Source organism: Leisingera sp. JC1 (assembly GCF_001679925.1).
Taxonomy (GTDB): domain Bacteria; phylum Pseudomonadota; class Alphaproteobacteria; order Rhodobacterales; family Rhodobacteraceae; genus Leisingera.
On the sequence record NZ_LYUZ01000057.1, the window covers coordinates 108,107 to 130,750 of the forward strand.

20 protein-coding genes are annotated in these 22,644 nt (G+C 62.1%); 10 read left to right on the top strand and 10 right to left on the bottom strand.

What is annotated here, in order from left to right; genetic code table 11:
* Positions 1-18: 18 nt before the first annotated feature.
* From hmgA to maiA, 7 genes are all read left to right on the top strand, one after another.
* A complete protein-coding gene (hmgA, locus tag A9D60_RS06280) occupies positions 19-1,374 on the top strand; it encodes a homogentisate 1,2-dioxygenase (protein WP_065266794.1) in 1,356 nt (451 codons plus the stop codon).
* Positions 1,375-1,479: 105 nt separating this feature from the next.
* On the top strand, positions 1,480-2,736 hold the full coding sequence (fahA, locus tag A9D60_RS06285; protein WP_065266795.1) for a fumarylacetoacetase: 1,257 nt from the start codon (positions 1,480-1,482) through the stop codon (positions 2,734-2,736).
* 11 nt (positions 2,737-2,747) lie between these two features.
* A complete protein-coding gene (locus A9D60_RS06290) occupies positions 2,748-3,698 on the top strand; it encodes an MBL fold metallo-hydrolase (protein WP_019296669.1) in 951 nt (316 codons plus the stop codon).
* A 139-nt stretch (positions 3,699-3,837) separates the two neighbouring features.
* Positions 3,838-5,448, top strand: a complete 1,611-nt coding sequence (locus A9D60_RS06295; RefSeq protein WP_065266796.1) for an FAD-dependent oxidoreductase — start codon at positions 3,838-3,840, stop codon at positions 5,446-5,448.
* Between the two features lie 5 nt (positions 5,449-5,453).
* The gene (locus tag A9D60_RS06300; RefSeq protein WP_065266830.1) at positions 5,454-5,669 is read left to right on the top strand and encodes a DUF2783 domain-containing protein; all 216 of its coding nucleotides are present in this window, start codon (positions 5,454-5,456) and stop codon (positions 5,667-5,669) included.
* Complete coding sequence (locus tag A9D60_RS06305) at positions 5,666-6,208, top strand: VOC family protein (protein ID WP_065266797.1); 543 nt, start codon at positions 5,666-5,668, stop codon at positions 6,206-6,208. The genes A9D60_RS06300 and A9D60_RS06305 overlap by 4 nt, the downstream gene beginning before the upstream one ends.
* A gap of 58 nt (positions 6,209-6,266) precedes the next feature.
* On the top strand, positions 6,267-6,899 hold the full coding sequence (gene maiA, locus A9D60_RS06310; protein ID WP_065266798.1) for a maleylacetoacetate isomerase: 633 nt from the start codon (positions 6,267-6,269) through the stop codon (positions 6,897-6,899).
* A gap of 25 nt (positions 6,900-6,924) precedes the next feature.
* Here maiA and A9D60_RS26515 read toward each other — a convergent pair whose 3' ends face one another.
* The 8 genes from A9D60_RS26515 to A9D60_RS06350 form a co-directional block, all read right to left on the bottom strand.
* Positions 6,925-7,362, bottom strand: a complete 438-nt coding sequence (locus tag A9D60_RS26515; RefSeq protein ID WP_175392903.1) for a hypothetical protein — start codon at positions 7,360-7,362, stop codon at positions 6,925-6,927.
* A gap of 369 nt (positions 7,363-7,731) precedes the next feature.
* Complete coding sequence (locus A9D60_RS27205) at positions 7,732-9,489, bottom strand: calcium-binding protein (RefSeq protein ID WP_065266800.1); 1,758 nt, start codon at positions 9,487-9,489, stop codon at positions 7,732-7,734.
* A gap of 1,199 nt (positions 9,490-10,688) precedes the next feature.
* Positions 10,689-11,462 (bottom strand): LamB/YcsF family protein, encoded by a 774-nt coding sequence (locus A9D60_RS06325; RefSeq protein WP_065266801.1) that lies wholly within the window; start codon positions 11,460-11,462, stop codon positions 10,689-10,691.
* Complete coding sequence (locus A9D60_RS06330; RefSeq protein ID WP_065266802.1) at positions 11,459-12,487, bottom strand: biotin-dependent carboxyltransferase family protein; 1,029 nt, start codon at positions 12,485-12,487, stop codon at positions 11,459-11,461. Before A9D60_RS06330 ends, A9D60_RS06325 begins: the two co-directional genes overlap by 4 nt.
* A complete protein-coding gene (locus A9D60_RS06335; RefSeq protein WP_065266803.1) occupies positions 12,484-13,230 on the bottom strand; it encodes a 5-oxoprolinase subunit B family protein in 747 nt (248 codons plus the stop codon). The genes A9D60_RS06330 and A9D60_RS06335 overlap by 4 nt, the downstream gene beginning before the upstream one ends.
* Positions 13,230-14,525, bottom strand: coding sequence for a TRAP transporter large permease (locus tag A9D60_RS06340; protein ID WP_065266804.1), 1,296 nt, complete (start codon positions 14,523-14,525; stop codon positions 13,230-13,232). The genes A9D60_RS06335 and A9D60_RS06340 overlap by 1 nt, the downstream gene beginning before the upstream one ends.
* Before the next feature lie 9 nt (positions 14,526-14,534).
* Entirely contained in the window at positions 14,535-15,083 is a 549-nt protein-coding gene (locus A9D60_RS06345; RefSeq protein WP_065266805.1) for a TRAP transporter small permease, read from the bottom strand.
* A 58-nt stretch (positions 15,084-15,141) separates the two neighbouring features.
* The gene (locus tag A9D60_RS06350; RefSeq protein WP_065266806.1) at positions 15,142-16,113 is read right to left on the bottom strand and encodes a TRAP transporter substrate-binding protein; all 972 of its coding nucleotides are present in this window, start codon (positions 16,111-16,113) and stop codon (positions 15,142-15,144) included.
* Between the two features lie 169 nt (positions 16,114-16,282).
* Here A9D60_RS06350 and A9D60_RS06355 point away from each other — a divergent pair, with 169 nt between their 5' ends.
* The gene (locus A9D60_RS06355; protein WP_065266807.1) at positions 16,283-16,804 is read left to right on the top strand and encodes a winged helix DNA-binding protein; all 522 of its coding nucleotides are present in this window, start codon (positions 16,283-16,285) and stop codon (positions 16,802-16,804) included.
* 155 nt (positions 16,805-16,959) lie between these two features.
* On the opposite strand, the gene A9D60_RS06360 is transcribed toward A9D60_RS06355, so the two are convergent.
* Complete coding sequence (locus A9D60_RS06360; RefSeq protein ID WP_065266808.1) at positions 16,960-17,892, bottom strand: LysR family transcriptional regulator; 933 nt, start codon at positions 17,890-17,892, stop codon at positions 16,960-16,962.
* 120 nt (positions 17,893-18,012) lie between these two features.
* Here A9D60_RS06360 and A9D60_RS06365 point away from each other — a divergent pair, with 120 nt between their 5' ends.
* Together A9D60_RS06365 and A9D60_RS06370 are read left to right on the top strand one after the other, a co-directional pair.
* Entirely contained in the window at positions 18,013-19,671 is a 1,659-nt protein-coding gene (locus A9D60_RS06365; RefSeq protein WP_065266809.1) for a BCCT family transporter, read from the top strand.
* Between the two features lie 105 nt (positions 19,672-19,776).
* Positions 19,777-21,429: an ABC transporter substrate-binding protein gene (locus A9D60_RS06370; RefSeq protein ID WP_065266810.1), complete on the top strand. Its 1,653-nt coding sequence runs from the start codon at positions 19,777-19,779 to the stop codon at positions 21,427-21,429.
* 193 nt (positions 21,430-21,622) lie between these two features.
* Here A9D60_RS06370 and qhpR read toward each other — a convergent pair whose 3' ends face one another.
* Positions 21,623-22,633 carry an AraC-like transcriptional regulator QhpR gene (qhpR, locus tag A9D60_RS06375; protein ID WP_065266811.1) on the bottom strand — a complete coding sequence of 337 codons (1,011 nt, stop codon included), beginning with the start codon at positions 22,631-22,633 and terminating at the stop codon, positions 21,623-21,625.
* Between the last annotated feature and the right edge of the window lie 11 nt (positions 22,634-22,644).

The window sequence follows — 22,644 nt, forward strand, 5'->3', positions numbered from 1 at the left end:
CAAGAGGAGAAACGCGCGATGAATCGGCCAGCCGATCCCCATGAAATGATCCAGGCCCCCTCTCTTCAGGGGCCGCACGAGGGCTATATGCCCGGCTTTGCAAACGACTTTGAAACCGAGGCGCTGCCCGGTGCGCTGCCGCAGGGCATGAACAGCCCGCAGAAGTGCAACTATGGCCTTTACGGCGAACAGCTGAGCGGCACCGCCTTCACCGCCGATGTGCCGGAGCGGACCTGGTGCTACCGCCTCCGCCCCTCAGTCAAGCATTCGCACCGCTATGAAAAAATCGACCTGCCGCATTGGAAGTCTGCCCCTTGCGTTGATCCGGACGTGATTTCGCTGGGCCAGTACCGCTGGGATCCCGTGCCGCATAGCGATGAGGGCCTGACCTGGCTCACCGGAATGCGCACCATGACCACCGCGGGCGACGTGAACACTCAGGTCGGCATGGCAAGCCACATCTATCTGGTCACCGAGTCGATGACGGACAGTTATTTCTTCTCTGCCGACTCCGAACTGCTGGTGGTGCCGCAGGAGGGCCGCCTGCGCTTTGCGACCGAGCTGGGCATCATCGACCTAGCACCGCAGGAGATTGCCATCATCCCGCGCGGGCTGGTGTACCGGGTGGAAGTTCTGGAAGGCCCCTGCCGCGGCTTTGTCTGCGAGAACTACGGCCAGAAGTTCGAACTGCCGGGCCGCGGCCCGATCGGTGCCAACTGCATGGCGAACCCGCGCGACTTCAAGGCGCCGGTGGCGGCGTTCGAGGACCGCGAGGTGCCGTCGACCGTGACCATCAAATGGTGCGGCCAGTTTCACGAGACCAAGATCGAACACTCGCCGCTGGATGTGGTCGCCTGGCACGGCAACTATGCACCCTATAAGTACGACCTGACCACTTATTGCCCCGTCGGCGCGATCCTGTTCGACCATCCGGACCCGTCGATCTTTACCGTGCTGACCGCGCCATCGGGCGTGCCAGGCACTGCGAACATCGACTTTGTTCTGTTCCGCGAGCGCTGGATGGTGGCCGAAAACACCTTCCGCCCGCCGTGGTACCACAAGAACATCATGTCGGAGCTGATGGGCAATATCTACGGCCAGTATGACGCCAAACCGCAAGGCTTCGTGCCGGGCGGCATGTCCTTGCACAACATGATGCTGCCGCACGGGCCGGACAAGAACGCCTTTGAGGGCGCGTCCAACTCCAACCTCGGCCCGGAGAAGCTGGACAACACCATGTCCTTCATGTTCGAGACCCGCTTCCCGCAGCACCTGACTGCCTTTGCAGCCAAGGATGCGCCGCTGCAGGATGACTATATCGACTGCTGGAGCGACATCGAGAAGAAGTTCGACGGCACCCCCGGCCTGAAATGAAACGGTGAGGGGGCGCTGCCCCCTCTGGGCCGATCCGGCCCATTCACCCCCGGAGTATTTCCGGAAAGATGAAAAGGATCTTCGGATCCGGAAACTGGAGACACTATGCCTCTGCTGAAATCCTGGGTGGCCTCGGCCAATGATGCGAACCACCCGTTCCCGCTGAACAACCTGCCTTATGGTGTATTTTCCGTTGAGGGCGATGACCCGCGCTGCGGTGTTGCCATCGGCGACATGATCCTGGACATGCAGGCCGCCGAGGAGGCCGGTCTGGTCCAGCTGGGCGATGCGCCGCTGTTCGACGTGCCCTACTGGAATGATCTGATGGAGGAAGGCCCCGCCGTCTGGGCCGCGCTGCGCAACCGTTTGACCGCGCTGCTGTCCGAAGGTGCCGCCGAGCAGGAGAAAGTGGAGCCCCTGCTGGTTGCCGCCGCCGATGCCGAGCTGCACATGCCCTTTGCGGTTAGCGAATACACCGACTTCTACGCAGGCAAAAACCACGCCTTTAATGTCGGCACCATGTTCCGCGGCCCCGAAAACGCGCTGCCGCCGAACTGGCTGCATATCCCGATCGGCTATAACGGCCGTGCGTCCTCGGTCGTGATTTCCGGCACCGATGTGCGCCGCCCCTGGGGCCAGCTGAAAGGCCCGAACGACGACAAGCCGCGGTGGGCGCCCTGCGCGCGCTTCGATATCGAGCTGGAAATGGGAGCGATTGTCGGCACCCCTTCCGATGGCCCGATCACCGTTCAGGAAGCGGATGACAACATCTTTGGCTATGTGCTGCTGAACGACTGGTCGGCGCGTGACATCCAGGCCTGGGAATACCAGCCGCTGGGTCCGTTCCAGGCCAAGGCCACTGCCAACACGATCTCTCCCTGGATCGTGACCAAGCCGGCGCTGGAGCCGTTCCGCTGCGACACGCCGGAACGCGAAGTGGAACTGTTGGACCACCTGAAAGACTGCGGGCCGATGCTCTATGACATCGACCTTGAAGTGACCCTGGCGCCGGAAGGCAAGGCGGCGACCACCATCGCGCGGACCAACTACAAGGAGATGTACTACTCCGCCGCGCAGCAGCTGGCGCATCACACCACTGCGGGCTGCCCGATGAACGCAGGCGACCTCTTGGGCTCCGGCACCATCTCCGGCCCCACCAAGGAAAGCCGCGGCTCGCTGCTGGAACTCAGTTGGGGCGGCAAGGAGCCGCTGACGCTGGACACCGGCGAGGAGCGCTCCTTCATCGCTGATGGCGACACGCTGACCCTGAAAGGCGCGGCCAAGGGCGACGGCTACACCATCGGCTTCGGCGACTGCACCGGTACCGTGCTGCCTGCGCTTAAAGACCCCTACGCAAGATAAGGAAGACCACCATGGCAAAAGCTTTTGCGTCCCAAGGGGACCTGACCGAAAAGAAGATCACCTTCGATGAGATCGGCGAAGGGCTCTATGCCTTCACCGCCGAGGGCGACCCGAACTCCGGCGTGATCATCGGCGATGACAGCGTCATGATCGTCGAGGCGCAGGCCACCCCGCGGCTGGCAAACAAGGTAATCGAATGCGTGCGTTCGGTCACCGATAAGCCGATCACCCATGTGGTGCTGACCCACTACCACGCGGTTCGGGTGCTGGGCGCCAGCGCGTTCGGCGCGCAGCAAGTGATCATGTCAAATGCCGCATACAACATGGTGCTGGAGCGCGGGCAGGAAGATTGGGACAGCGAGTTCCAGCGTTTCCCGCGCCTGTTTGAAGGCCATGAAAGCATCCCGGGGCTGACCTACCCCACCACAACTTTCACCGATCAGATGACTGTCTTCCTCGGCAACCGCCGGGTCGACATCAAACAGATCGGCCGTGCCCACACTGCTGGCGATGCGGTGATCCACGTGCCGGATCAGAACGTCATGTTCACTGGCGACATCGTCGAATACCACTCCGCCTGCTACTGCGGCGACGGGCATTTCGCCGATTGGGGCCAGACGCTCGACAACATTAAGGCCTATGACGTGGACGCGATTGCACCGGGCCGCGGCGATGCGCTGGTGGGCAAGGAGATGGTCAATGCCGCCATCGAGAACACCCGCGACTTCGTCGAAAGCACCTACCGCCCGGTTCAGCGCATCGCTGCACGCGGCGGTTCGCTGAAAGAAGCCTGGGATGCTGTACGCGCCGAATGCGATCCGAAGTTCGCGGATTACGCGATCTACGAGCATTGCCTGCCCTTCAACGTCGCCCGCGCCTATGACGAGGCACGCGGCATTGCGCATCCCCGTATCTGGACCGCCCAGCGCGATCTGGAAATGTGGGAGGCCCTGCAGGGCTGATTTTGCAACCGGGGCGGTTTGATCCAGATCGTATCGCCCCGGCAGAACCTGTGAGACGCTAGACCATCCTCCCGGCGTGCCCATGCCGGGAAACGGTGAAGCTGTGCCTGACGGCACCCGGAAATTGGGAGGAGACCTGATGAACAAGATCTTTGAAGTCCCGTTGTACCCCTACGCGCGCCATGCGGATCAGGATGCTCCTGCGCCCGTGCGCCGCAAAGTAGTGGTGATCGGGGCAGGCCCCATCGGCCTGGCTGCCGCCATCGACCTGGCGCAACAGGGCACCGAAGTGGTGGTGCTCGATGACAACGACAAGGTGAGCTTCGGCTCCCGCGCCATCTGCTTTGCCAAGCGGCCCCTGGAAATCCTCGACCGGCTCGGCTGCGGCCAACCGATGGTGGACAAGGGCGTGCAGTGGAACGTCGGCAAAGTGTTCTTCGACGACCGTCAGGTCTATGACTTCAACCTGCTGCCGGAAGAGGGCCACAAGCGCCCCGCCTTCATCAATCTGCAGCAGTATTATTTTGAGGAATACCTGGTGAACCGGGTCCGAGAGCTGCAGGAGCAGGGCGCGCCGATCGAGATCCGCGGCCGCAACAAGGTCTCAGCCATCGGCACCCATCCCAGCCATGTGACGCTGGAAGTCGATACGCCCGAAGGCCCCTACAATCTGGAAGCCGACTGGCTGATCGCCTGCGACGGCGCAGGCTCCCCTACCCGGCAGATGCTGGGGCTGGATTTCGTTGGCCGGGTGTTCGAGGACAACTTCCTGATTGCAGATGTGATCATGGAGGCGGACTTCCCGACCGAGCGCTGGTTCTGGTTCGACCCGCCCTTCAACAAGGGCCAGTCGGCCCTGCTGCACAAGCAGCCGGATGGTGTCTGGCGGATCGACCTGCAACTGGGCTGGGACATTGACAAGGAGCGCGAGAAGCGCCCCGAGAACGTGATCCCGCGGCTGCAGGCGATGCTGGGCGAAGATGTGAAGTTCGAACTGGAATGGGTCTCTATCTACACCTTCCAGTGCCGCCGGATGGAACAGTTCCGCCATGGCCGGGTGCTCTTTGCCGGTGACGCCGCGCATCAGGTCTCCCCGTTCGGCGCCCGCGGCGCCAACTCCGGCCTGCAGGACACCGACAACCTGTGCTGGAAACTGCAGCTGGTGCTGGACGGCAAGGCACCGGAAAGCCTTCTCGACAGCTATGACATAGAACGCATCCATGGCGCCGACGAGAACATCCTGAACTCCTCGCGCTCCACCGATTTCATCACACCCAAGTCGGAGATGAGCCGGGTGCTGCGCGATGCGGTTCTGGACCTGTCGGAACAGTATGAATTCGCGCGCCCCTTGGTGAACTCCGGCCGCCTGTCAGTGCCCTGCACCTATGACGGCTCGCCGCTGAATTCGGCCGATGCGCTGGACGGGCCGGAGCGCACCCGCCCCGGCTCTCCCTGTCCCGACGTGCCGCTGGCCGACGGGTTCCTGCTGGACAAGCTGGGCGACAAATTCACCCTTCTGACCATCGACTCCGACGCCCCGGACGTGATCGAAGAAGCAGGCGTAGAGGTGACCCGGCTGGCGCTGTCCATCAAGGACGACAAGACGCTGGCGCTGAAGGAGCGCTATCTGGGCAATGCCGAAAGCGGCGTCTACCTGATCCGCCCGGACCAGCACGTGGCCGCGCGCCGTCCCAGCTTTGACGACAACCAGTTCCGGCACGCGATCCGCCGGGCGATTGGCAAGGAGTGATCACCATGACCGAAGACCAACTGATCCTGACCTCCAACCTCGAGCGCGCCGACGATTTCTATGCCGATCTGCTGGCCGCGCATGAGGATCTAAGCAAAGACGAAAGCGATGCGCTGAACGCGCGCTTGGTGCTGGTGCTCGCAAACCACATTGGGAAACGCGCGATCCTGAAACAGGCGCTGGCCGCTGCCGCGCTGAAAACCGGGGAGGACTCCGCTTGAAAATCGAACAGATCCACCACGTCGCCTACCGCTGCAAGGACGCCAAGCAGACGGTGGATTGGTACAACAAGATGCTGAACATGGACTTTGTCCTGGCCATTGCCGAGGACCATGTTCCCTCCACCCATGAACCCGATCCCTACATGCATATCTTCATGGATGCAGGCAACGGCAACGTCCTGGCCTTCTTTGAGCTGCCGACCAAGCCGGAGATGGACCGCGACCGCAACACACCGGTCTGGGTGCAGCACATCGCCTTCAAGGTGAAGGACCGCGAGACCCTGATCCAGTTCAAGGAGCACCTGGAGGCCAACGGCGTCGAAGTACTGGGTGTCACCGACCACTCGATCTTCCATTCGATCTATTTCTTCGATCCGAACGGCCACCGGGTGGAGCTGGCCTGCCCCGACCCGGAAGAAGAGGCGCTGCTGCAAAAGCTCGACTCGGTGAAATGGGAAATGCTGGATGAATGGTCCAAGACCAAGAAGGCGCCCAAACATGCCGAGTGGCTGCACGCCAAGGAATTGAACAAGGCCTGATAGACTCAAACAGCCAAGGCAGCCCGGCGGGCTGCCTTCTCAGCACGGGAGACCGCCGATGGGCAGCACGATCCTTTATGACTACTGGCGCTCATCGGCCAGCTACCGGCTGCGCATCGCGCTGAACCTGGCCGGGATCGACTACACCGCGGTCCCAGTGGATCTGGTCAAGGGCGAGCACAAGAGTCGGGAGCATCTGGCCCGCAATCCGCAAGGATTCGTGCCGGTGCTGGAGATCGACGGGATGCGCCTGACCCAGTCGCTGGCGATCCTTGATTACCTGGATGAGACCCGCAGCCTTGGCCTGCTGCCCGCAGATCCCGGCCAGCGTGCCAGGGCACGGGCACTGGCGCATTCCGTCGCGGTTGACGTGCATCCGGTCTGCAACCTGCAAGTTGCCAAACACGCCACCGCGCTCAGCGGCGGCGCGGCGGATATGCCCAAAGCCTGGATGCAGCATTTCATCCACCCCGGCCTGCAGGCGTTTGAAACTCTGCTGAAAGGCTTCAGTCAGGCACCGTATTGCATCGGAGAAACCCCAGGCCTGGCTGATATCTGCCTGATGCCCCAGCTTTACAACGCCCGCCGCTGGGAGGCGGATTTTTCAGACTTGCCGCGGATCTGCGCGGTGGAGGCGGCCTGCGCCGCCAACCCTGCCTTTACCGCCGCCTACCCTGAACAGTCAGGCTGACCGGGCCGGGCGGCTTGCCGCTTCACTAGGACCGCAGCAGAACTTTGCTGGAATTCAGTGCCTGGGCAATCCGCTGGTAATGCAGCGCCACGTCGTTGTTGCCCTCCACCGAGCGCAGAAGCACTGTTGTGGTGTCTTCCAGAATGGCAAGCGCCTTGGCGTTGGTTTCAGCAACGGTCTCCGGTTTAACAGCCGAAACCGGACGGCGCTTAGTCTCGCTGTCAGCTTGAACAGTGATCCGCAAGCGCGGCTGGCTGTTGTCCCGGTTCTGGCGCGACAGGCCAGCCAGTTCAGCGGAGGCGGTGGCCAGCGCCTCGCGTGCAGCGGCATATTCGCCTTGCGCAGGCAGTTTCTTTACCAGTGCTTGCAGCTCCTTGGCCAGACAGTCTGTTCTGTAAGCCGTGCCAACGGCTTCACATGCAGCCGACGAGATACTTATCTGCGCGACCACAGCGCTGGTCACGGAGTTTGTGACAGACGCCGGACCTACAGAGGAAGGAGTACTGCTGCTTCTCACACCGTCCGCTTCCGCCGCATCACCACCTGTTTCTCCGATGCTGCTGTCTCCCCCGAACTGAGAAGGCGAAGGCGTGCCCCGAACCTGCGCCTTGTGCAGGTACAACGCGGCGTTTTCCTGCAACACTTCCCTGCCGTTGACTGCAGCGGCTTCAGCCAGCCCCGGTGCCAGCAACAGTGCGGCGAACAAGGGCATTTTGCGGACGGCCCTGGGTTTCCTGCTTTTCATTTTGTCCTCAATTTTCCGCCCGTTAGGAGCAAAGTTTTCTGAATCGCGGGCCTCTGATCCAGCCGGCCCGACAGGAGACGGCGCTCCTTACATCCCCAAGGGACCACCGGAAAGCCCGATAATGTGATCCGAAGTCAGCTCTGTGACACCAAGCAGCAGGATTTCAAAGTCGAGCTGATCTTCACTGCTGTCAAACGCAGAGATGAGCAACCCGTCATCATGACCATCAATGTAAATGTAAATATCCGGTAATGAACTTCCATTGGATGGCGTCAGTTCAAACTCGCCATCATCAAGCGTTACGGTGATATAGGCATCATCCGACGTGATGGTACTCAGGTCGATCAGGTCCTGCGTGCCGTCGAAATCCGTAACCACATCCCGCTGACCGTCGCCAGCCCGGCTTTGATCGAAGCTGGCGAAGACGAAAACATCTGCATCCGCTCCGCCGGTCAACGTATCTGATCCAAGGCCGCCATCCAAAGTGTCCGCCCCCTCATCACCGTACAGTGCGTCTACTCCGGCACCACCCATCACAAGGTCGTGTCCTGCCCCGCCTCGCAGTTCGTCGGCCCCGTCTTCTCCCCACAGACGGTCATTACCGCCGCCGCCGAGCACCGTGTCGTTTCCGTCGCCGCCTGACAGCGTGTCCGCCCCGATACCCCCCTGCAGTTCGTCATTGCCGGTGCCGCCCCACAAACGGTCATCGCCAAAGCCGCCGTCCAGAGTATCCGCGCCGTCGTTCCCGTACAGGAAATCAGCGCCATTTCCCCCCATCAGCTGATCATGTCCCGCACCGCCCTGCAGATAGTCAGCCCCGTCCCAGCCCCACAGCCGGTCATCTCCGCCGCCGCCGAGCACCGTGTCGTTTCCGTCACCGCCTGACAGCGTGTCCGCCCCGAGCCCGCCTTGCAATTCGTCATTGCCAGAGCCGCCCCACAGCTGGTCATCGCCCCAGCCGCCGTCCAGTGTGTCTGCACCTGCATCGCCGTACAGAAAGTCAGCCCCGCGGCCGCCAATGACCGCGTCGTGGCCATCGCCGCCATGCAACTGGTCAGCGCCGGCATCGCCCCACAAACCGTCATCGCCGCCGCCGCCGCGCATCAGGTCGCCGCCATCACCGCCTGAAAGTATGTCCGCGCCAATGCCGCCTTGCAGTTCGTCATCGCCGGTGCCGCCCGAGAGAAGGTCATCACCCCAGCCGCCGTCCAAAGTGTCTGCGCCGGCATCACCGTACAAGAAATCAGCTCCGGTTCCTCCGTAAATCAGGTCTCCGCCCGCTCCACCGTACTGCTGGTCAGATCCAGTCTCACCCCGCAGCGTGTCCTGCCCGTCATCTCCATAAAGGACATCATCTTCCAGGCCGCCCCAAATCGCATCCCCTTCAGATCCGCCATAAATGGTATCGGATCCGGTGCCGCCATAAAGCAGATCCTGGCCGCCATTACCCCTGATCAGATCCGCTCCGGATAGGCCGTAAAGGGTATCGTTCAGGTCAGAACCATAGAAAGTATCGGAGCCGCCGTAGAAAAGCAGCAGAAACTCATCTGAAGTGATGTTTGGATCTGCAACGACGGTGTTAGCATCAAGCGAAAGACCGGTAACAGAATAAGTAAGCTCTGTAACGCTATAGGGCTGGTACTGATAGTAGGACTCAATAGTGCCGTTCATCGAGAAACTGTTGTTCGGGCCAATAATCAGCTGGAACTCCGAACCCGCCGCAGCTCTGTATTCTGCACGAAAGCCATCGGCGCCTGTAAAAATAATCCTGCTGCTTGTCACCAGAAACTCTGCTTGAATTTCTGTACCGACAACAAAAGGTTCGTAAAAGGTGATCGTCGCCATGGCGGCCTCATCAAATTTTTGCAGGTGTATTAATCGCGGCCCGGGGCAACCCGCTGCTGACCAGACCTTTGGCTTTGGGAAAAATGGCAGGCAGTTGCCCCGCCATGCCAGAACAAGCTAACCCAAATTGCGCGCCATCTCCAGACCAGTGCCGCAAGGATTTTCTTACTACCGGGCAGAGATGCAAAAATGGCACCGCCTTGCACCTCTTACACTAAAATCTCTATGCCGTGCCGTTCGGTGAGCAGCATGCATCCAGACAAAATTTACGAACTGAGTTTCCCGCATGCTCCTTCTGAAACCATCTTGGCAGACACCCGTTTCCGAGCCCCGCCAAGCCAGATAGAGTATTGCACTGCAGTGTAACAGCATCCATTCAGTATTTGCATCGGCTCCAGGTTGTTTCAGCCGCTGCTGAAATGCTGATTTAACCGGCCTATGCCTCACGCTGGCCAATGCCGACGCCGAGATAGCACAGGCAATCAATTCTGTGCCCTCTGTCGAGCTTTAGGGGCTAGCCTGCTTGCTGGGTTCCTGCGAAACCTCCAGTGCCTCGGGTAACGCCCCCCGGACCAGTGAGCACAGCTCGTCTCCCTGCGAAAAAAAAGGTTAGCCGGGGCCCAGGCCGGCCACACAGCAAAGGCCGCAGCTAACGGCGCAACCGTCTGCCGCACGTTCATTTCAAAAGTGCCACCGCCTCCACCACCCGTTCTGCAGACAATAGTTTGGTGGAAATATTCGGCCCAACGGGAACTTAGCCCCACGTTCGCGACCTGTCCCGTAAATTTTCCATTCCATGATCCATGGTTCAGCGCTGCCGGAACACTCTCCAGATTGATCCCCAGAGGAACCATTGCCATGGCAATTTCCGACCGGATGCCAACAATTGCCTTATGCGTCCAGCGCAGGGAAACCAACGCTGCGATATCGCTTTCTGACAGCTCTTCCTGAAACGCTGCTATCAGCACATCCCCCTGGCTTATGACCGGAACACGCCAGGGCACTTCAGCCCTCCAGTAGTTAGCGGGCAGTTGCGACGCTGCGCTCCAATTTGCCTGAAGGGGTCTGAGCGTCACCTGTCACACCGGTCTTGCCCAGCGCCTGTGCCACTTCTGCGCGGATCCCGGTCAGCACGGATTGCGGCCCCAATCAGCCGGTAATATCCCCGGCAGGGGCGGAAAGCGCTTCCTGGGTGCACCTCAAAGGACCGCGCCATTGGCCTTGGCGAGGCGTACGCCGCTCCCCAACAGCGCGTTGCGAACGGCTGCAGCAATCGCAAGGGCCTCCGGAGTGTCGCCATGAAGGCATATGGTGTCGATCCGCGCGGGGATACGCTTGCCGCTGGCGGTGACAATGGCCTTTTCCTGGACCATCTCTACCATCCGCCGTGCGGCTTCCCCGGGATCATGAATTACTGCGCCAGACAGCCTGCGATCCACCAAAGTTGCATCGTCGTTGTATGCGCGGTCGGCAAAGATCTCGCACGCAGTGTTGCACCCCAGTTCCTGTGCTGCCTGCTGCTGGGCGGTTCCCGCCAGTACCATGACAATGATCTGCGGGTCCACCGACAGCGCTGCCTGATAACAGGTGCGCGCCATTGCCAGATCTTCCGAGGCCATATTGGCCAGTGCACCGTGCAGCTTCAGATGCCGCACTTCGCCGCCTGCAGCGCGCGCCATCGCCTGGGCCGCTCCGAGCTGATAGCGAACCATGTTCCCCAAGGTCTCATTCGGCACCGACATGCGGCGGCGGCCGAAGCCCTGCAGGTCGGGAAAGCCGGGATGAGCACCAATTCCAACATCCTTGGCCACTGCGTTCTTCATCGTCGCGGCCATCACGTCCGGATCACCAGCGTGAAATCCGCAAGCAATATTGGCCGAGGTCACAATATCCAGCAGCCCGGCATCATCACCCAGGGACCAGGTGCCGAAGCTTTCACCCATGTCTGCATTCAGATCGACAGTCCTGGTCATCTCATTTCCTCCAAGACATCATCTTCACCGGCAATTGCGCCGCTGATCAGCTGATAGGACAGCAGATTGGGCATGGTGCGCGGATCCCGGATCAGGGGAAGGCACAGACTGCGCAGGCGCTCACGCCGCTCCGCCTCGGCCTGTTCCAGCGCCACCGCTTCTTCCAGAGCAATGAATCGGAACTGCAGCGCCGCCCCTGCCGCCGCCTGCGCCAGCACGGGTAAGTCGCAAGGAAGCACGGTGCCGATCCGCGGATAGCCACCCGTGGTCTGGCATTCAGCCAGAAGCACATAAGGCGTGCCGTCGCCGGTCACCTGGATGTCACCGGGGGTAATCACTTCGGAGACAACTGTGCGCGCGCCTTCTGGACGAAAGCCTTCGCCATCGCTCTCCACCGGCACGCCCATCCGGTTGCCCCGCGCCCCGCGTTGGAAGACCGTCTGCTCAAACCGCTCCAGCTCGTTCTGCGGGAACAGCGCCGTCTGAAGGCTTGCCACCACCCGCACGGTGCCGCCTTCAAACCGGTCATCCGCTGCCAGCCCCAGTCCAGTGGTGCGGCCGCTGTCCAAGCCGGTTTCCAACCCGTCGCCTTCTGCCAGCAGCGAGCCGATGCCCGCCGCCAGATGCGCTGAACGCGCGCCCAGAATCTCCTGCGCCTGAAAGCCGCCGCCTACATGCAGATAGCCGTAGGTGCCGCTGCGTGCCGCGCCGATGGCCAGCCGCGTGCCCGCGGGAAGCAGGTGGCTGGCGTTCCAGGCCACGGCGGTGCCGTCAATGCTGGCCCGCATCGGTGCGCCGGTCAGCGCGATACGCAAATCGCTGTCCGCCTGGAACTCGCCACCCATACCGCCCATCTCAATCGCCGCCAGATCCGCATCCTGGCCCAAGAGCGCCGCGCCTTCGGCCAGCGCCAGCCGATCTGCCGCACCACCGCGCGAGACCCCGTATTCCAGCCAGCCAGGGCGGCCGCCGTCCTGAACGGTCACCCCCGGTCCGGCGCGCAGAACGGTCAATGTGCTGGTCATGTCAGCGCCTCCGCTTTGGCGCCGCCCAGCGGATCGCCGCGCAATCCCTGCAGGTCTTCCGGTGTCACCGGGGTAAACTGCACCTCGTCACCGGGCCGCAACAGGAACGGTTCCTCTGCATCCGGGCGGAACAGCCGCACCGCAGTCTGACCCGCGTGCATCCAGCCGGTGGGCGCAGCGACCGAGAACAGCACCAACTGCCGGATTGCCACCGCCAGCGCGCCTTCAGGAATGCGGGTGGTCAGCTGGGTCTGGCGCGGGATATCCCAGGCCTCGGGCAGCTCGCCCAGATAGGGCTGGCCGGGGGCAAAGCCGATGGTCTGCACCCTGACCCGCGCCGCCGACAGCGAGGCCACCGCCTCCGCTTCGGTCATCCCCGCGGCCTCTGCCGCCTGCGGCAGCTGCGGTGCCAGTTCGGTGCCGAACACCGCTGGAATCCGCCAAAGGCGGCGCTGGCGGGGCAGCGCTGCCGCGTACCAGTCGCGCTGCGCCAGCAGCTTCTCCAGCCGCGCCCGAAGGCCCGCATGGTCCAGATGCCGCAGATCGAACCGCACGTAGGCCGACACCAGCGAGGTTGAAACCTCCTCCACCCCATCCCAGCTTTCCTGCGCCAGGGCGGCGCGGAACGCCAGGGCGGCGCGGTTGGCCGGCTCGCTCAGGCGGCTGCCAAAGCTCACCAGCATCCCGTCCACCCCCACCGTGCGGATTTCGGGGGCGGCTGTTGCTGCGCTCACCTCAGCCATCACATCTGCTCCGGCAGGAAAGTCACAATGGACGGGAACAGCACGATCAGCACCAGCGCCACGACCATCAGGAAGAAGAACGGCAGCGCCGCTTTGGCCACGGTCAGAATATCCCGCCCTGTCAGCGATTGCAGCACAAACAGGTTGAACCCGACCGGCGGCGTGATCTGCGACATCTCCACCACGATCACCAGGAAGATGCCGAACCACAATGGATCAATGCCCGCCTCCAGCACCATCGGCATGATCACCGAGGCAGTCAGCACCACCACCGAAATCCCGTCGAGGAAGCAGCCCATGATCACAAAGAAGATGGTCAGCGCCGCCAGCAGGGTGAAGGTGGAGAGGTTCAGCGAGCCGATCCACTCTGCCAGGATACGCGGAATACCGGTAAAGCCCATCGCCACGGTCAGGAACGACGCCCCCGCCAGGATAAAGGCGATCATGCAGGAGGTGACGGTTGCCCCCATCAGCCCCTCGGTAAAGCTCTGCCGGGTCAGCGAGCCGGACTGCCACGAGAGGAGCAGCGCCAGCACCACGCCGACAGCCGCGGCATCGGTGGGAGAGGCAATGCCTGCATAGATCGAACCGATCACACCGCCGATCAGCAGCACCACCGGCAGCAGCCTGCGGGCGCGCTTCAGCTTCTCGCGGAAGGTGGCGGCGATGTCTTCGGTCGGCAGCTGGCTGCGGTTCAGCAGCGACCAGACCACCACATAGCCGACGAACAGACCAACTAGCAGCACGCCGGGCAGCACGCCCGCGACAAACAGACGGGCGATGGATTGCTCGGTCGCCACGCCATAGACGATCAGGATGATCGACGGCGGGATCAGCAGCCCCAGCGTGGCAGAGCCTGCCAGTGTGCCGATCACCAGCTTTTCGGGATAGCCGCGGCGGGCCAGCTCCGGGATCGACAGCTTGCCGATGGTGGCGGCGGTTGCCGCAGAGGAGCCCGACACCGCGGCAAAGATGCCGCAGGCAAAGACGTTCACATGCAGCAGCTGCCCCGGCAGCCGGTTCATCCAAGGCGACAGCCCGGTGAACATGTCCTCCGACAGGCGCGACCGGAACAGGATCTCGCCCATCCAGATGAACAGCGGCAGCGCCGCCAGCGCCCAGGAGTTGCTGTGGCCCCACATGGTGGTGGCCATCACCAGCCCCAGCGGCGCCTCGGTGAACAGCGCCATCGCGGCAATGCCCACCCCCAAGAGGGCAAAAGCCACCCACAGGCCGGCGCCCAGGAACAGGAACAGAAGGACCAGAAGAATGATGGAAAGCGCGGCAACCGACATGATGATCCCCTATTCGCTCAGAAGATTTTCGCCCTTGCCCTCCCAGGAGGGCAGCGCGCCGCGCAGCATCGAGATCAGCTCGTCCGCCAGCGCCAGGGTGAGGATCGCAAGGCCAAGCGCCACCGGCACCTGCGGCAGCCACAGTGGCACCGACACCATGCCTGCGCTGCGGTCGCCGAACTCCAGTGATTCCAGGAGCAACAGCCCCATAAACCAAGTTGCATAGCCGCTCATCAGCAGCGCCAGCAGGGTCACGCCCAGCTCCGCCGCGCGGTGTGCAACGGCAGGCAAACGGTTGGTCACCAGCGTCACCCGGATATGACCGCCCGCGCGCAGCGCATAGGCCAGCGCCAGAAAGGTCGAGGCGGCCAGGAAAAAGCCGGTGAAGTCCGCATAAGACGGGATCGTCAGGCCAACGCCGGTTCCGGTCAGCGCCACCGCGATCTTGTCAGCGAGGTTCAGGCAAACCTGCGCGAAAACCAGCGCCACGATGGCAACGATGAACAGTGCCGCCAGCCCGCCGGCCGCACGGTAGATGAAATCAAGCACAGCCCGCATGGCCGCTCCTCCTCCCCAGGAGACCGGACGCCGCTTCCGGCGTCCGGCCAAGGTCACGTTACTGCTGGTAGGCGTTCAGCAGGGCGGCACCGGTCTCCCCGGCCTCGCCTTTCCAGCTTTCCAGCATCTGCGCCCCAATCGCGCGCAGGCCTTCCATCAGCTCTTCCGACGGCTCGGACACGGTGATGCCGTTTTCCTTCAGCACCTCGATCTGACTGCTGGTCTCGGCCCGGCTCATCTCCCAACCGCGCGCCTCGGCCTCAGCCGCAGCTTCCAGAATGGCGGCCTGGGTGGCCTCGTCCAGACGGCGGAAGGCCCGCTTGTTCACCACCACGATGTTCTTCGGGATCCAGGCTTGGATGTCGGTGTAATGGGTCAGGAAGTCCCACGCCTTGGAGTTCACACCAGTGGACGGCGAGGTGATCATCGCCTCGACCCGGCCGGTGCTGAAGGCCTGCGGAATGTCCGGAACCTCAACTTGGGTCGGCGCCGCGCCCGCCAGGTTGGCGAACTGCTCCAGCGTCGCGTTGTAGGTACGGAACTTCAGTCCCGCCAGATCGCCGACACTGTTGATCTCCTTGGTGGTGTACAACCCCTGCGGCGGCCACGGTACCGCGTAGAGCGCCATCAGCCCCTGCTCGTCCAGCAGCCCGTCGATTACGCCCTTTTGCGCCGTCCAAAGGCGTTCGGCCTCTTCATAGCTGGTGGCCAGGAACGGCAGCGAGTCGGCGCCGAAAGCCGGGTTGTCATTGGCGAGCAGTGACAAGAAGAACTCACCCGCGGGCACCTGGCCGCTGCGCACCGCCTTGCTGATTTCAGGATGTTTAAACAGCGAGCCGGCCGAGTGGACCTTAATCTCAAGCCCGCCGCCAGTAGCCTCAGAAACGTCTTCGGCAAACTCTGCGATGTTCTTGGTGTGGAACGTGGCGTCCGGGTAAGGGGTCGGCATGTCCCAGGTCGCCGCCTGTACCGAAACCGACAGCCCGGCAATCAGGACCGCTGCGCCGCCCAGCATACGCTTAATCTGCATTTTCTCCTCCCAATGCAATATATAAGTATTTTGTAGTCATTACGCTTACAATTTGTCAACGTAATGCAAGCGATCTCTCACCACCTTCTTGATCTCCTTGAAATCTTGTTCTTTTATCGTCAAATACAGGCAAAACACCGGGGTTTTACCGATATGGAAAGGGTGTTGAATGAGTGAAAAATTGCCAAAATCCCGCCGAATCGTCTCTTCACGCCATCTGGCCGAAGGCGAAGGCTGGGAGCTTTCGGAACTGGAATACGGCCTCATCGTGGCCTATAACGCCTTTTCACGCTGGATGATCCGCTGCATGACAGCAGCCGGGCAACCCAACCTCAGCGCGCTGGAAATCCTCATCCTTCACAACGTCAACCACCGCGGCAAGGACAAGCGCCTGTCCGACATCTGCTTCCTGCTCAACATTGAAGACAGCCACACAGTGAACTACGGGCTGCGCAAATTGCTGAAGGCCGGGCTGCTGGACTCGGAGAAACGCGGCAAGGAAGTATTCTATCGCACCTCGGCAGAGGGCGCGGACCTCTGCGCCGCCTACCGTGACATCCGCCGTCATTGCCTGCTGGATGGATTGGAAGCAGGTGAACTGCCAGGAAAGGACCTGCGCGAATTGGCCCGTAGCCTGCGCGCGCTTTCGGGGCACTATGACCAGGCCAGCCGCGCGGCGGCGTCTTTATAGGTCCGGACCCTTTAATTTAAGTGTTCGGCATTGTTCACCGGCAAAGAACAAGCGGTGACCGGCTCAAACTCAATCTGCTGGCACCGCACGATGCTGCCACGCTTTCCAACAGGGCATACATGGCGTAACGGCAAAGCCTTTCAGATTCCGGATTCTTACTTAAACGCCAGGCCGGCCGAATGTGCTGCAATCCACTCGAATACCAGATTGGGGCCGCGCAGGCGGCTAGAATAGTCACGCGACATCACATAGCCCGCGTCGCTGGCGACGACATCCCCGGTCACCTGCACCAGCCTGCCGTCAGCCAGCAGGTTGTCGATCAGACCCAGCCAGCCCAGCGCGATGCCATCACCAGCCACCGCCGACTGCACCACCATGTCGTAGTTGTTGAAGCTGATGTAGTTCTTGGAGCGTTCCCCCGCGATGCCAAGCCGATCGAACCAGCCTTGCCAGGTCTGCCATTCCGCCGAAGCCGGTTTTGAAAGGCTGAGAAGGTGGCAGTCCAGCAGATTGGCAGACGCGGCAATCGGGCCGTGAGCCCCAAGATAGGCAGGGCTGCTGACAGCCGTGACCCGCTCCTGCAGCAGCATAACATCGCCGTCCACCATACTGCTGCGCGGAGATACGTGGATCTTGATGTCGCAATCGTCGCCGTAATCGTCCGGCGGCGCCTGTGCCGCAAGGATCTGGATCTCGATTTCATCGCCCAGTTCAGCCCTCAAATGCGACAGCCGCGGCAGCAGCCAGAAGCTGGAAAAGGCAAAATCAGCGGAAATCCGCACTCTTGGCTTGGACTTCCGCTCCAGCAGCGAGGCCACGGAATTTCCCATCTGCGTCATTGCCGGACGGACAACATTGAGCAGCCGGACGCCCTCGTTCGTCAGCGACACGCCGCGGTGCTCGCGCTTGAACAGGGCAATGCCCAGTTCCGTTTCCAGCCCCTTGATTTTCTGGGATACAGCAGACTGCGTCAGCCCCAGCGCCTCGGCGGCGCCGGTGAAGTTGCCATGCCGGGCCACCAGGTCGAAAGTGTGCAGCGCGACCAGGTTGTAGCTCAGCTTCCTATTAATACTGCTAATGTCGCTCATAAAATATTGCCTACTGCAAAAGGGAAAATTTTTATAACAAAAAATGCCCTGCGTAAGTTCTGCTAAGGCCGCAGCCCCGGCGGCACCTCCAGGCAGATCAAAAAAAGACAGGGACACTGCATGTCAATTAAACCTCCTTTAACGGATCTGCCGATCGGCACGTCCGACAGCGGATTTTACCGGGGCTTCAGCCAGATCGTCACCATTTCATCAAAGCTGATGATCGGCGGGCTGGTGGTCTGGGCGATTGCCTTCCCGGAACAGTCGGGCGCAGTCTTGAACTCGATCAACGGCTTCATCCTCGCCTCCTTCGGCGCCTGGTATATCTGGACCGTGGCGCTGTTCGTTCTATGCTGCATTGCGCTGGCGATCTGGCCAACAGCAGGGCGGCTCAAACTGGGCCAGCAGGGCGACGCGCCGGAGTTTTCCAACTTCTCCTGGTTCTCGATGATGTTCGGCGCAGGTATCGGGGTCGGCATGCTGACCTGGGCGGTCGCCGAGCCGATCTATCACTGGAACAACAACCCGGAAGTGATCCAGGGGCTGACGACTGGCGGCACCGCCGACAATATCCGCATGGCGTATAAATGGTCGTTCCTGCACTGGGGCCTGGGCGCCTGGGCTTGCTATGCCATCGCCGGACTGGCGCTGGGGTTCTTCAGCTACCGCCGCGGCCTGCCGCTGACCATGCGCTCTTCGCTGACACCGCTGTTCGGCACCCGCCTCTCCGGCTCTATCGGCCACCTGGTGGATATCGTCGCCGTGGTTGCCACTATTCTCGGCGTGGCGCAGACCCTGGGTTTCGGGGTGGAACAGTTTGTCTCCGGCCTCACCCGGATCGGCATCACCGGTCTGACCAATGAGGCGGGCACCGCCAACACCGCCGGCGTGCTGGTTGCTATTGTGGTGATCATGGCCGCCTCCACCGCCTCGGCGCTTTCGGGGGTCGGCAAGGGCATCAAATGGCTGTCCAACCTGAACATGGTGCTAAGCATCGCGCTGCTAAGCTTTTTTCTGCTGTTCGGCTCCACCTTCTTTGGCCTGCAGGCATTGCTGGTCGGCCTGTGGGACTACCTGGCGGCGCTGCCGGACATGAGCTTCCGCGTCTGGGCCGGTGACGGCAACCCGGACAGCGTCGCCTCCAAGCTGGAAAGCTGGCAAGGCGGCTGGTCGGTGTTCTACTGGGCATGGTGGATTGCCTTTGCGCCCTTTGTCGGCCTGTTCCTGGCCCGCATCTCCAAGGGCCGCACTATCCGCGAGTTCGTGCTCGGCGCGATGATCGTGCCGTCACTGATGTGCTTTGTCTGGTTCACCTGGGCCGGCGGCACTGCCATCGACCTGGAACTGAACGGCGGCGCAAGCGGCCAGATCTCCGGCGCACCGGATGGCGACAAGATCTTTGCCATGGTGCAATACATGCTGTCACCGTGGCTGGGCTGGGCGATGTCGGTGATGATCGTGGTTCTGCTGATGACCTATCTTGTGACCACTGCGGACAGCGCCGTGCTGATCGTCAACACCATCAACGCCGCCGGCGACGAAGGCCCCAAGGCCCGCCCGCATATCCTGTTCTGGGGGGCAGCGCTCGGGGCGATGGTCACCGCGCTGCTGCTGGTCGGCGGCCTGAAGGCGATCCAGACCGCGATGGTGATCGGCGCCCTGCCCTTCTCGGTGGTGATGGTGCTGCAATGCGCAGCACTGATCAAGGCGATCTACAACGACGGCCGCCGCGCGCAGGCGGGTGTAGCCACCACTGTAACCCAGGAGCCCGCTGAATAATGAATCTCCCCGGGGGCGGCGGCCGGCGGGCAGGGCTGCCGTTCCATTCCCAAGACCTCTGCCCGCACCTTTTCGTGCGCCGCACACAGCAAAAAAGGAAGCAAAATGACCAAATACTACAACAGGGAAACCCTTCACCCTGCGGCTCTGATGCACGCAGAGGAGGCGGCGCAAGGCAAGCTGGACCGACGCGAATTCCTGAGCCGGGCAACCGCGCTGGGGGTCACTGCCTCTGCCGCCTACGGGATGATCGGCCTCAGCCAGCCAGTTCAAGCCGCCGCCAATGCGCAGGAAGGCGGCACCATCCGCATCCAGCAGGTCGTGCGCGCGCTGCTCGATCCGCCGCTGTTCAACTGGCCGCAGCTGGGCAACCTGGTGCGTGGCTACCTGGAATACTTGGTGCAATACAACGCCGACGGCACCTTTGAGCCCCGGCTTCTGGAAAGCTGGGAAGTCAACGAAGACGCCACAGAATATCTGCTGCACATCCGCCCCGGCGTGAACTGGAACGACGGCCGAGGCACCCTGACCTCCAAGGATGTCGCATATAACTTTGCCCGCTGGTGTGACGGCAAATGGGAAGGCAACTCGATGGCGGCCCGCATGGGCTCCCTGCAGAACGAGGCCGGCGACGGCCCGGCTGAGGGCGCGCTGGAGATCATTGATGATCTGACCCTTAAACTGAAACTGACCCGTCCGGACATCACCATCATCCCGGCGGTCACTGAATATCCCGCCGCCATCGTGCCTGACGGCTGGTCGGGTGATCCCGGCGCCGACCCGGTGGGCACCGGGCCATACAAGCTGGTCGAATACGAAGTCGGCGTGAAGGTGGCGCTGGAGAAGAACACCGACCACGAATGGTGGGGCGAAGGCGCCTATCTGGACCGCATCGAATTCATTGACTTCGGCACCGACGCATCGACCCATCTCTCTGCCGCGGAAGCCGAGGAAATCGACATGACCTATGAGACCGTGGGTGAATATGTCGACATCTTCACCTCTATCGGCTGGAATGTCAGCGAGTCCGTTTCCGCCAATACCCTGGTGCTGCGCACCAACCGCGACGCAATTGTAGACGGGGCAACCCCCTATGCCGACGCCCGTGTCCGCCGCGCCCTGGCGCTGGCCTGCGACAACGCGGTGCTGCTGGAACTGGGCTATGACGGCCGCGGCACCCTGGCCGAGAACCATCACGTCTGCCCGATCCACCCGGAATACGCCGATATCGGCGCGCCTGTCCGCGACGCCGAAGCCGCGCGCCAGCTGATGGAAGAGGCCGGGATGCTCGATTTCGAGCACGAGCTGATCTCCATCGACGACGACTGGCGGCGCAACACAACGGACGCGCTGGCAGCGCAGATGCGCGATGCAGGATTGCAGGTCAAACGCACGGTGCTGCCTGGCAACACCTTCTGGAACGACTGGGACAAATACCCGTTCAGCTCCACCGACTGGGGTCACCGCCCGCTGGGAGTGCAGGTGCTGACGCTGGCCTACAAGACTGGGGTGGCCTGGAATGAGACCGGCCTCGCCAGCGCCGAGTTCGACAGCATGCTCGAAGCCGCTTCAGCGATTGCCGACGCCGATACCCGCCGCGGGCATATGGAGAAGATCGAGCAGTTCATGCGTGAGGACGGCACCATCATTCAGCCCTACTGGCGCTCGCTGTACCGCCATGCGCGGCCTGGCATTATCGGTGCCGAGAGCCATCCGATCAATGAAATCCACGTGCACAAGCTGGCTCTTGAAGCCTGACCACAGCGTATAACCATTGCCGCGAGGACAGGTAAGCGCGCACCAGAATTGGTGCGCGCTTCTTGTCAATTTGAGCGTCATTCCACAAAGGAAAGCCCTTCATCACCACCTGAAACTTCGCAACGCAAGACAATGCTTCAAGACGCTTTTCATTGGCGCCAAACTCATGCCTGCAGCATCCAACCAGGGAAATTCAGGCAGAGGATTGCTTTCTGAACTGGCTGGGGGTGGCTCCCTCCTGCTGCCGGAAGGCGCGCTCGAATGCTGATACCTCGGAATAGCCCAGCCTTTCGGAGATGTCATGAAGCTGCGCGCCCGGAGCCAGCAGCATGCGCTTGGCAATCTCCATACGGCAGCCGGCCAGCAGACGGGAGAACTTCTGCCCTTCATCTTCCAGCCGGCGCCGCAGAGTACGGCGCGACATCCCCAAGGCGGCGGCGATGGCGGTCTGCTCAAAGCTCTCGCGGCCGATCCGCATCAGCAACTCGCGGCGCACCCGCACCGTGACTGGCGCCTCCCGCTCGCTTTGACGGGCGGTACGGACAATCGATTGCGAGGCGGACTTGAACCCAGGGTTTTCGCGGTCCGACAGTGGCAGATCGAGAAGACCCGACGAAAACACCAGCGTGTTCGAGGGCGCCGCATACTGTACCGGACAGCGCGGCCCCGCGGCGCTGCGGCTGTGCAGCGCGCTTGATTCGTGCTCCAGCGACAGCAGGTCGGGCCGCCAGTCCGGGCCGGTGGCGGAGCGGATCAGGCTGTGGAACACCGACAGCGTCAGCTCCGCATCCTGCTGCCGCGGCCAGATGCGGGTGTCGAGGATCCGGTAGGTCAGCCGCGCCTTGTCCCCGTCGACCGTCAGCCGCAGCTCCGAGTCGCTTTGCACCATCGGAAAGGCATTGCGGAATAGCGCCAGCGCCGCCCCCAACGTTGGCGCCTGCAGAATATATTCCCCAAGCGTGCCAAGGTTTTGCAGGTTGAATACTGAACCCACGCGCCAGCCGAAATCGGGGAGGTTCAGCTGCTCTGAGGCATGCTCGCAGAAGTCCACGAATTTCTTCAGGCCAATCTCGCCATCCAGGTCCTGCGGGCGGATCCCCGCGTTGCGGGAAATCGAGGCGGAATCGCCGTTCATAAACTCCACCGCCCGCAGCGGGTCGTTCAATGTGGAGGCGGAAATCCGGGGCTGATAGGTGTGTGGCATCGCGCAGTTCC

Bases quoted from the DNA above. Each gene is read 5' to 3' on its own strand.
- A9D60_RS06290 (WP_019296669.1), top strand. From the start codon at position 2,748: ATGGCAAAAGCTTTTGCGTCCCAAGGGGACCTGACCGAAAAGAAGATC.
- fahA (WP_065266795.1), top strand. From the start codon at position 1,480: ATGCCTCTGCTGAAATCCTGGGTGGCCTCGGCCAATGATGCGAACCAC.
- A9D60_RS06365 (WP_065266809.1), top strand. From the start codon at position 18,013: ATGTCAATTAAACCTCCTTTAACGGATCTGCCGATCGGCACGTCCGAC.
- A9D60_RS06340 (WP_065266804.1), bottom strand. From the start codon at position 14,525: ATGTCGGTTGCCGCGCTTTCCATCATTCTTCTGGTCCTTCTGTTCCTG.
- qhpR (WP_065266811.1), bottom strand. From the start codon at position 22,633: ATGCCACACACCTATCAGCCCCGGATTTCCGCCTCCACATTGAACGAC.
- hmgA (WP_065266794.1), top strand. From the start codon at position 19: ATGAATCGGCCAGCCGATCCCCATGAAATGATCCAGGCCCCCTCTCTT.
- A9D60_RS06355 (WP_065266807.1), top strand. From the start codon at position 16,283: ATGAGTGAAAAATTGCCAAAATCCCGCCGAATCGTCTCTTCACGCCAT.
- maiA (WP_065266798.1), top strand. From the start codon at position 6,267: ATGGGCAGCACGATCCTTTATGACTACTGGCGCTCATCGGCCAGCTAC.
- A9D60_RS06345 (WP_065266805.1), bottom strand. From the start codon at position 15,083: ATGCGGGCTGTGCTTGATTTCATCTACCGTGCGGCCGGCGGGCTGGCG.
- A9D60_RS06330 (WP_065266802.1), bottom strand. From the start codon at position 12,487: ATGACCAGCACATTGACCGTTCTGCGCGCCGGACCGGGGGTGACCGTT.
- A9D60_RS06300 (WP_065266830.1), top strand. From the start codon at position 5,454: ATGACCGAAGACCAACTGATCCTGACCTCCAACCTCGAGCGCGCCGAC.
- A9D60_RS06370 (WP_065266810.1), top strand. From the start codon at position 19,777: ATGACCAAATACTACAACAGGGAAACCCTTCACCCTGCGGCTCTGATG.
- A9D60_RS06350 (WP_065266806.1), bottom strand. From the start codon at position 16,113: ATGCAGATTAAGCGTATGCTGGGCGGCGCAGCGGTCCTGATTGCCGGG.
- A9D60_RS06335 (WP_065266803.1), bottom strand. From the start codon at position 13,230: ATGGCTGAGGTGAGCGCAGCAACAGCCGCCCCCGAAATCCGCACGGTG.
- A9D60_RS06325 (WP_065266801.1), bottom strand. From the start codon at position 11,462: ATGACCAGGACTGTCGATCTGAATGCAGACATGGGTGAAAGCTTCGGC.
- A9D60_RS06295 (WP_065266796.1), top strand. From the start codon at position 3,838: ATGAACAAGATCTTTGAAGTCCCGTTGTACCCCTACGCGCGCCATGCG.
- A9D60_RS27205 (WP_065266800.1), bottom strand. From the start codon at position 9,489: ATGGCGACGATCACCTTTTACGAACCTTTTGTTGTCGGTACAGAAATT.
- A9D60_RS06360 (WP_065266808.1), bottom strand. From the start codon at position 17,892: ATGAGCGACATTAGCAGTATTAATAGGAAGCTGAGCTACAACCTGGTC.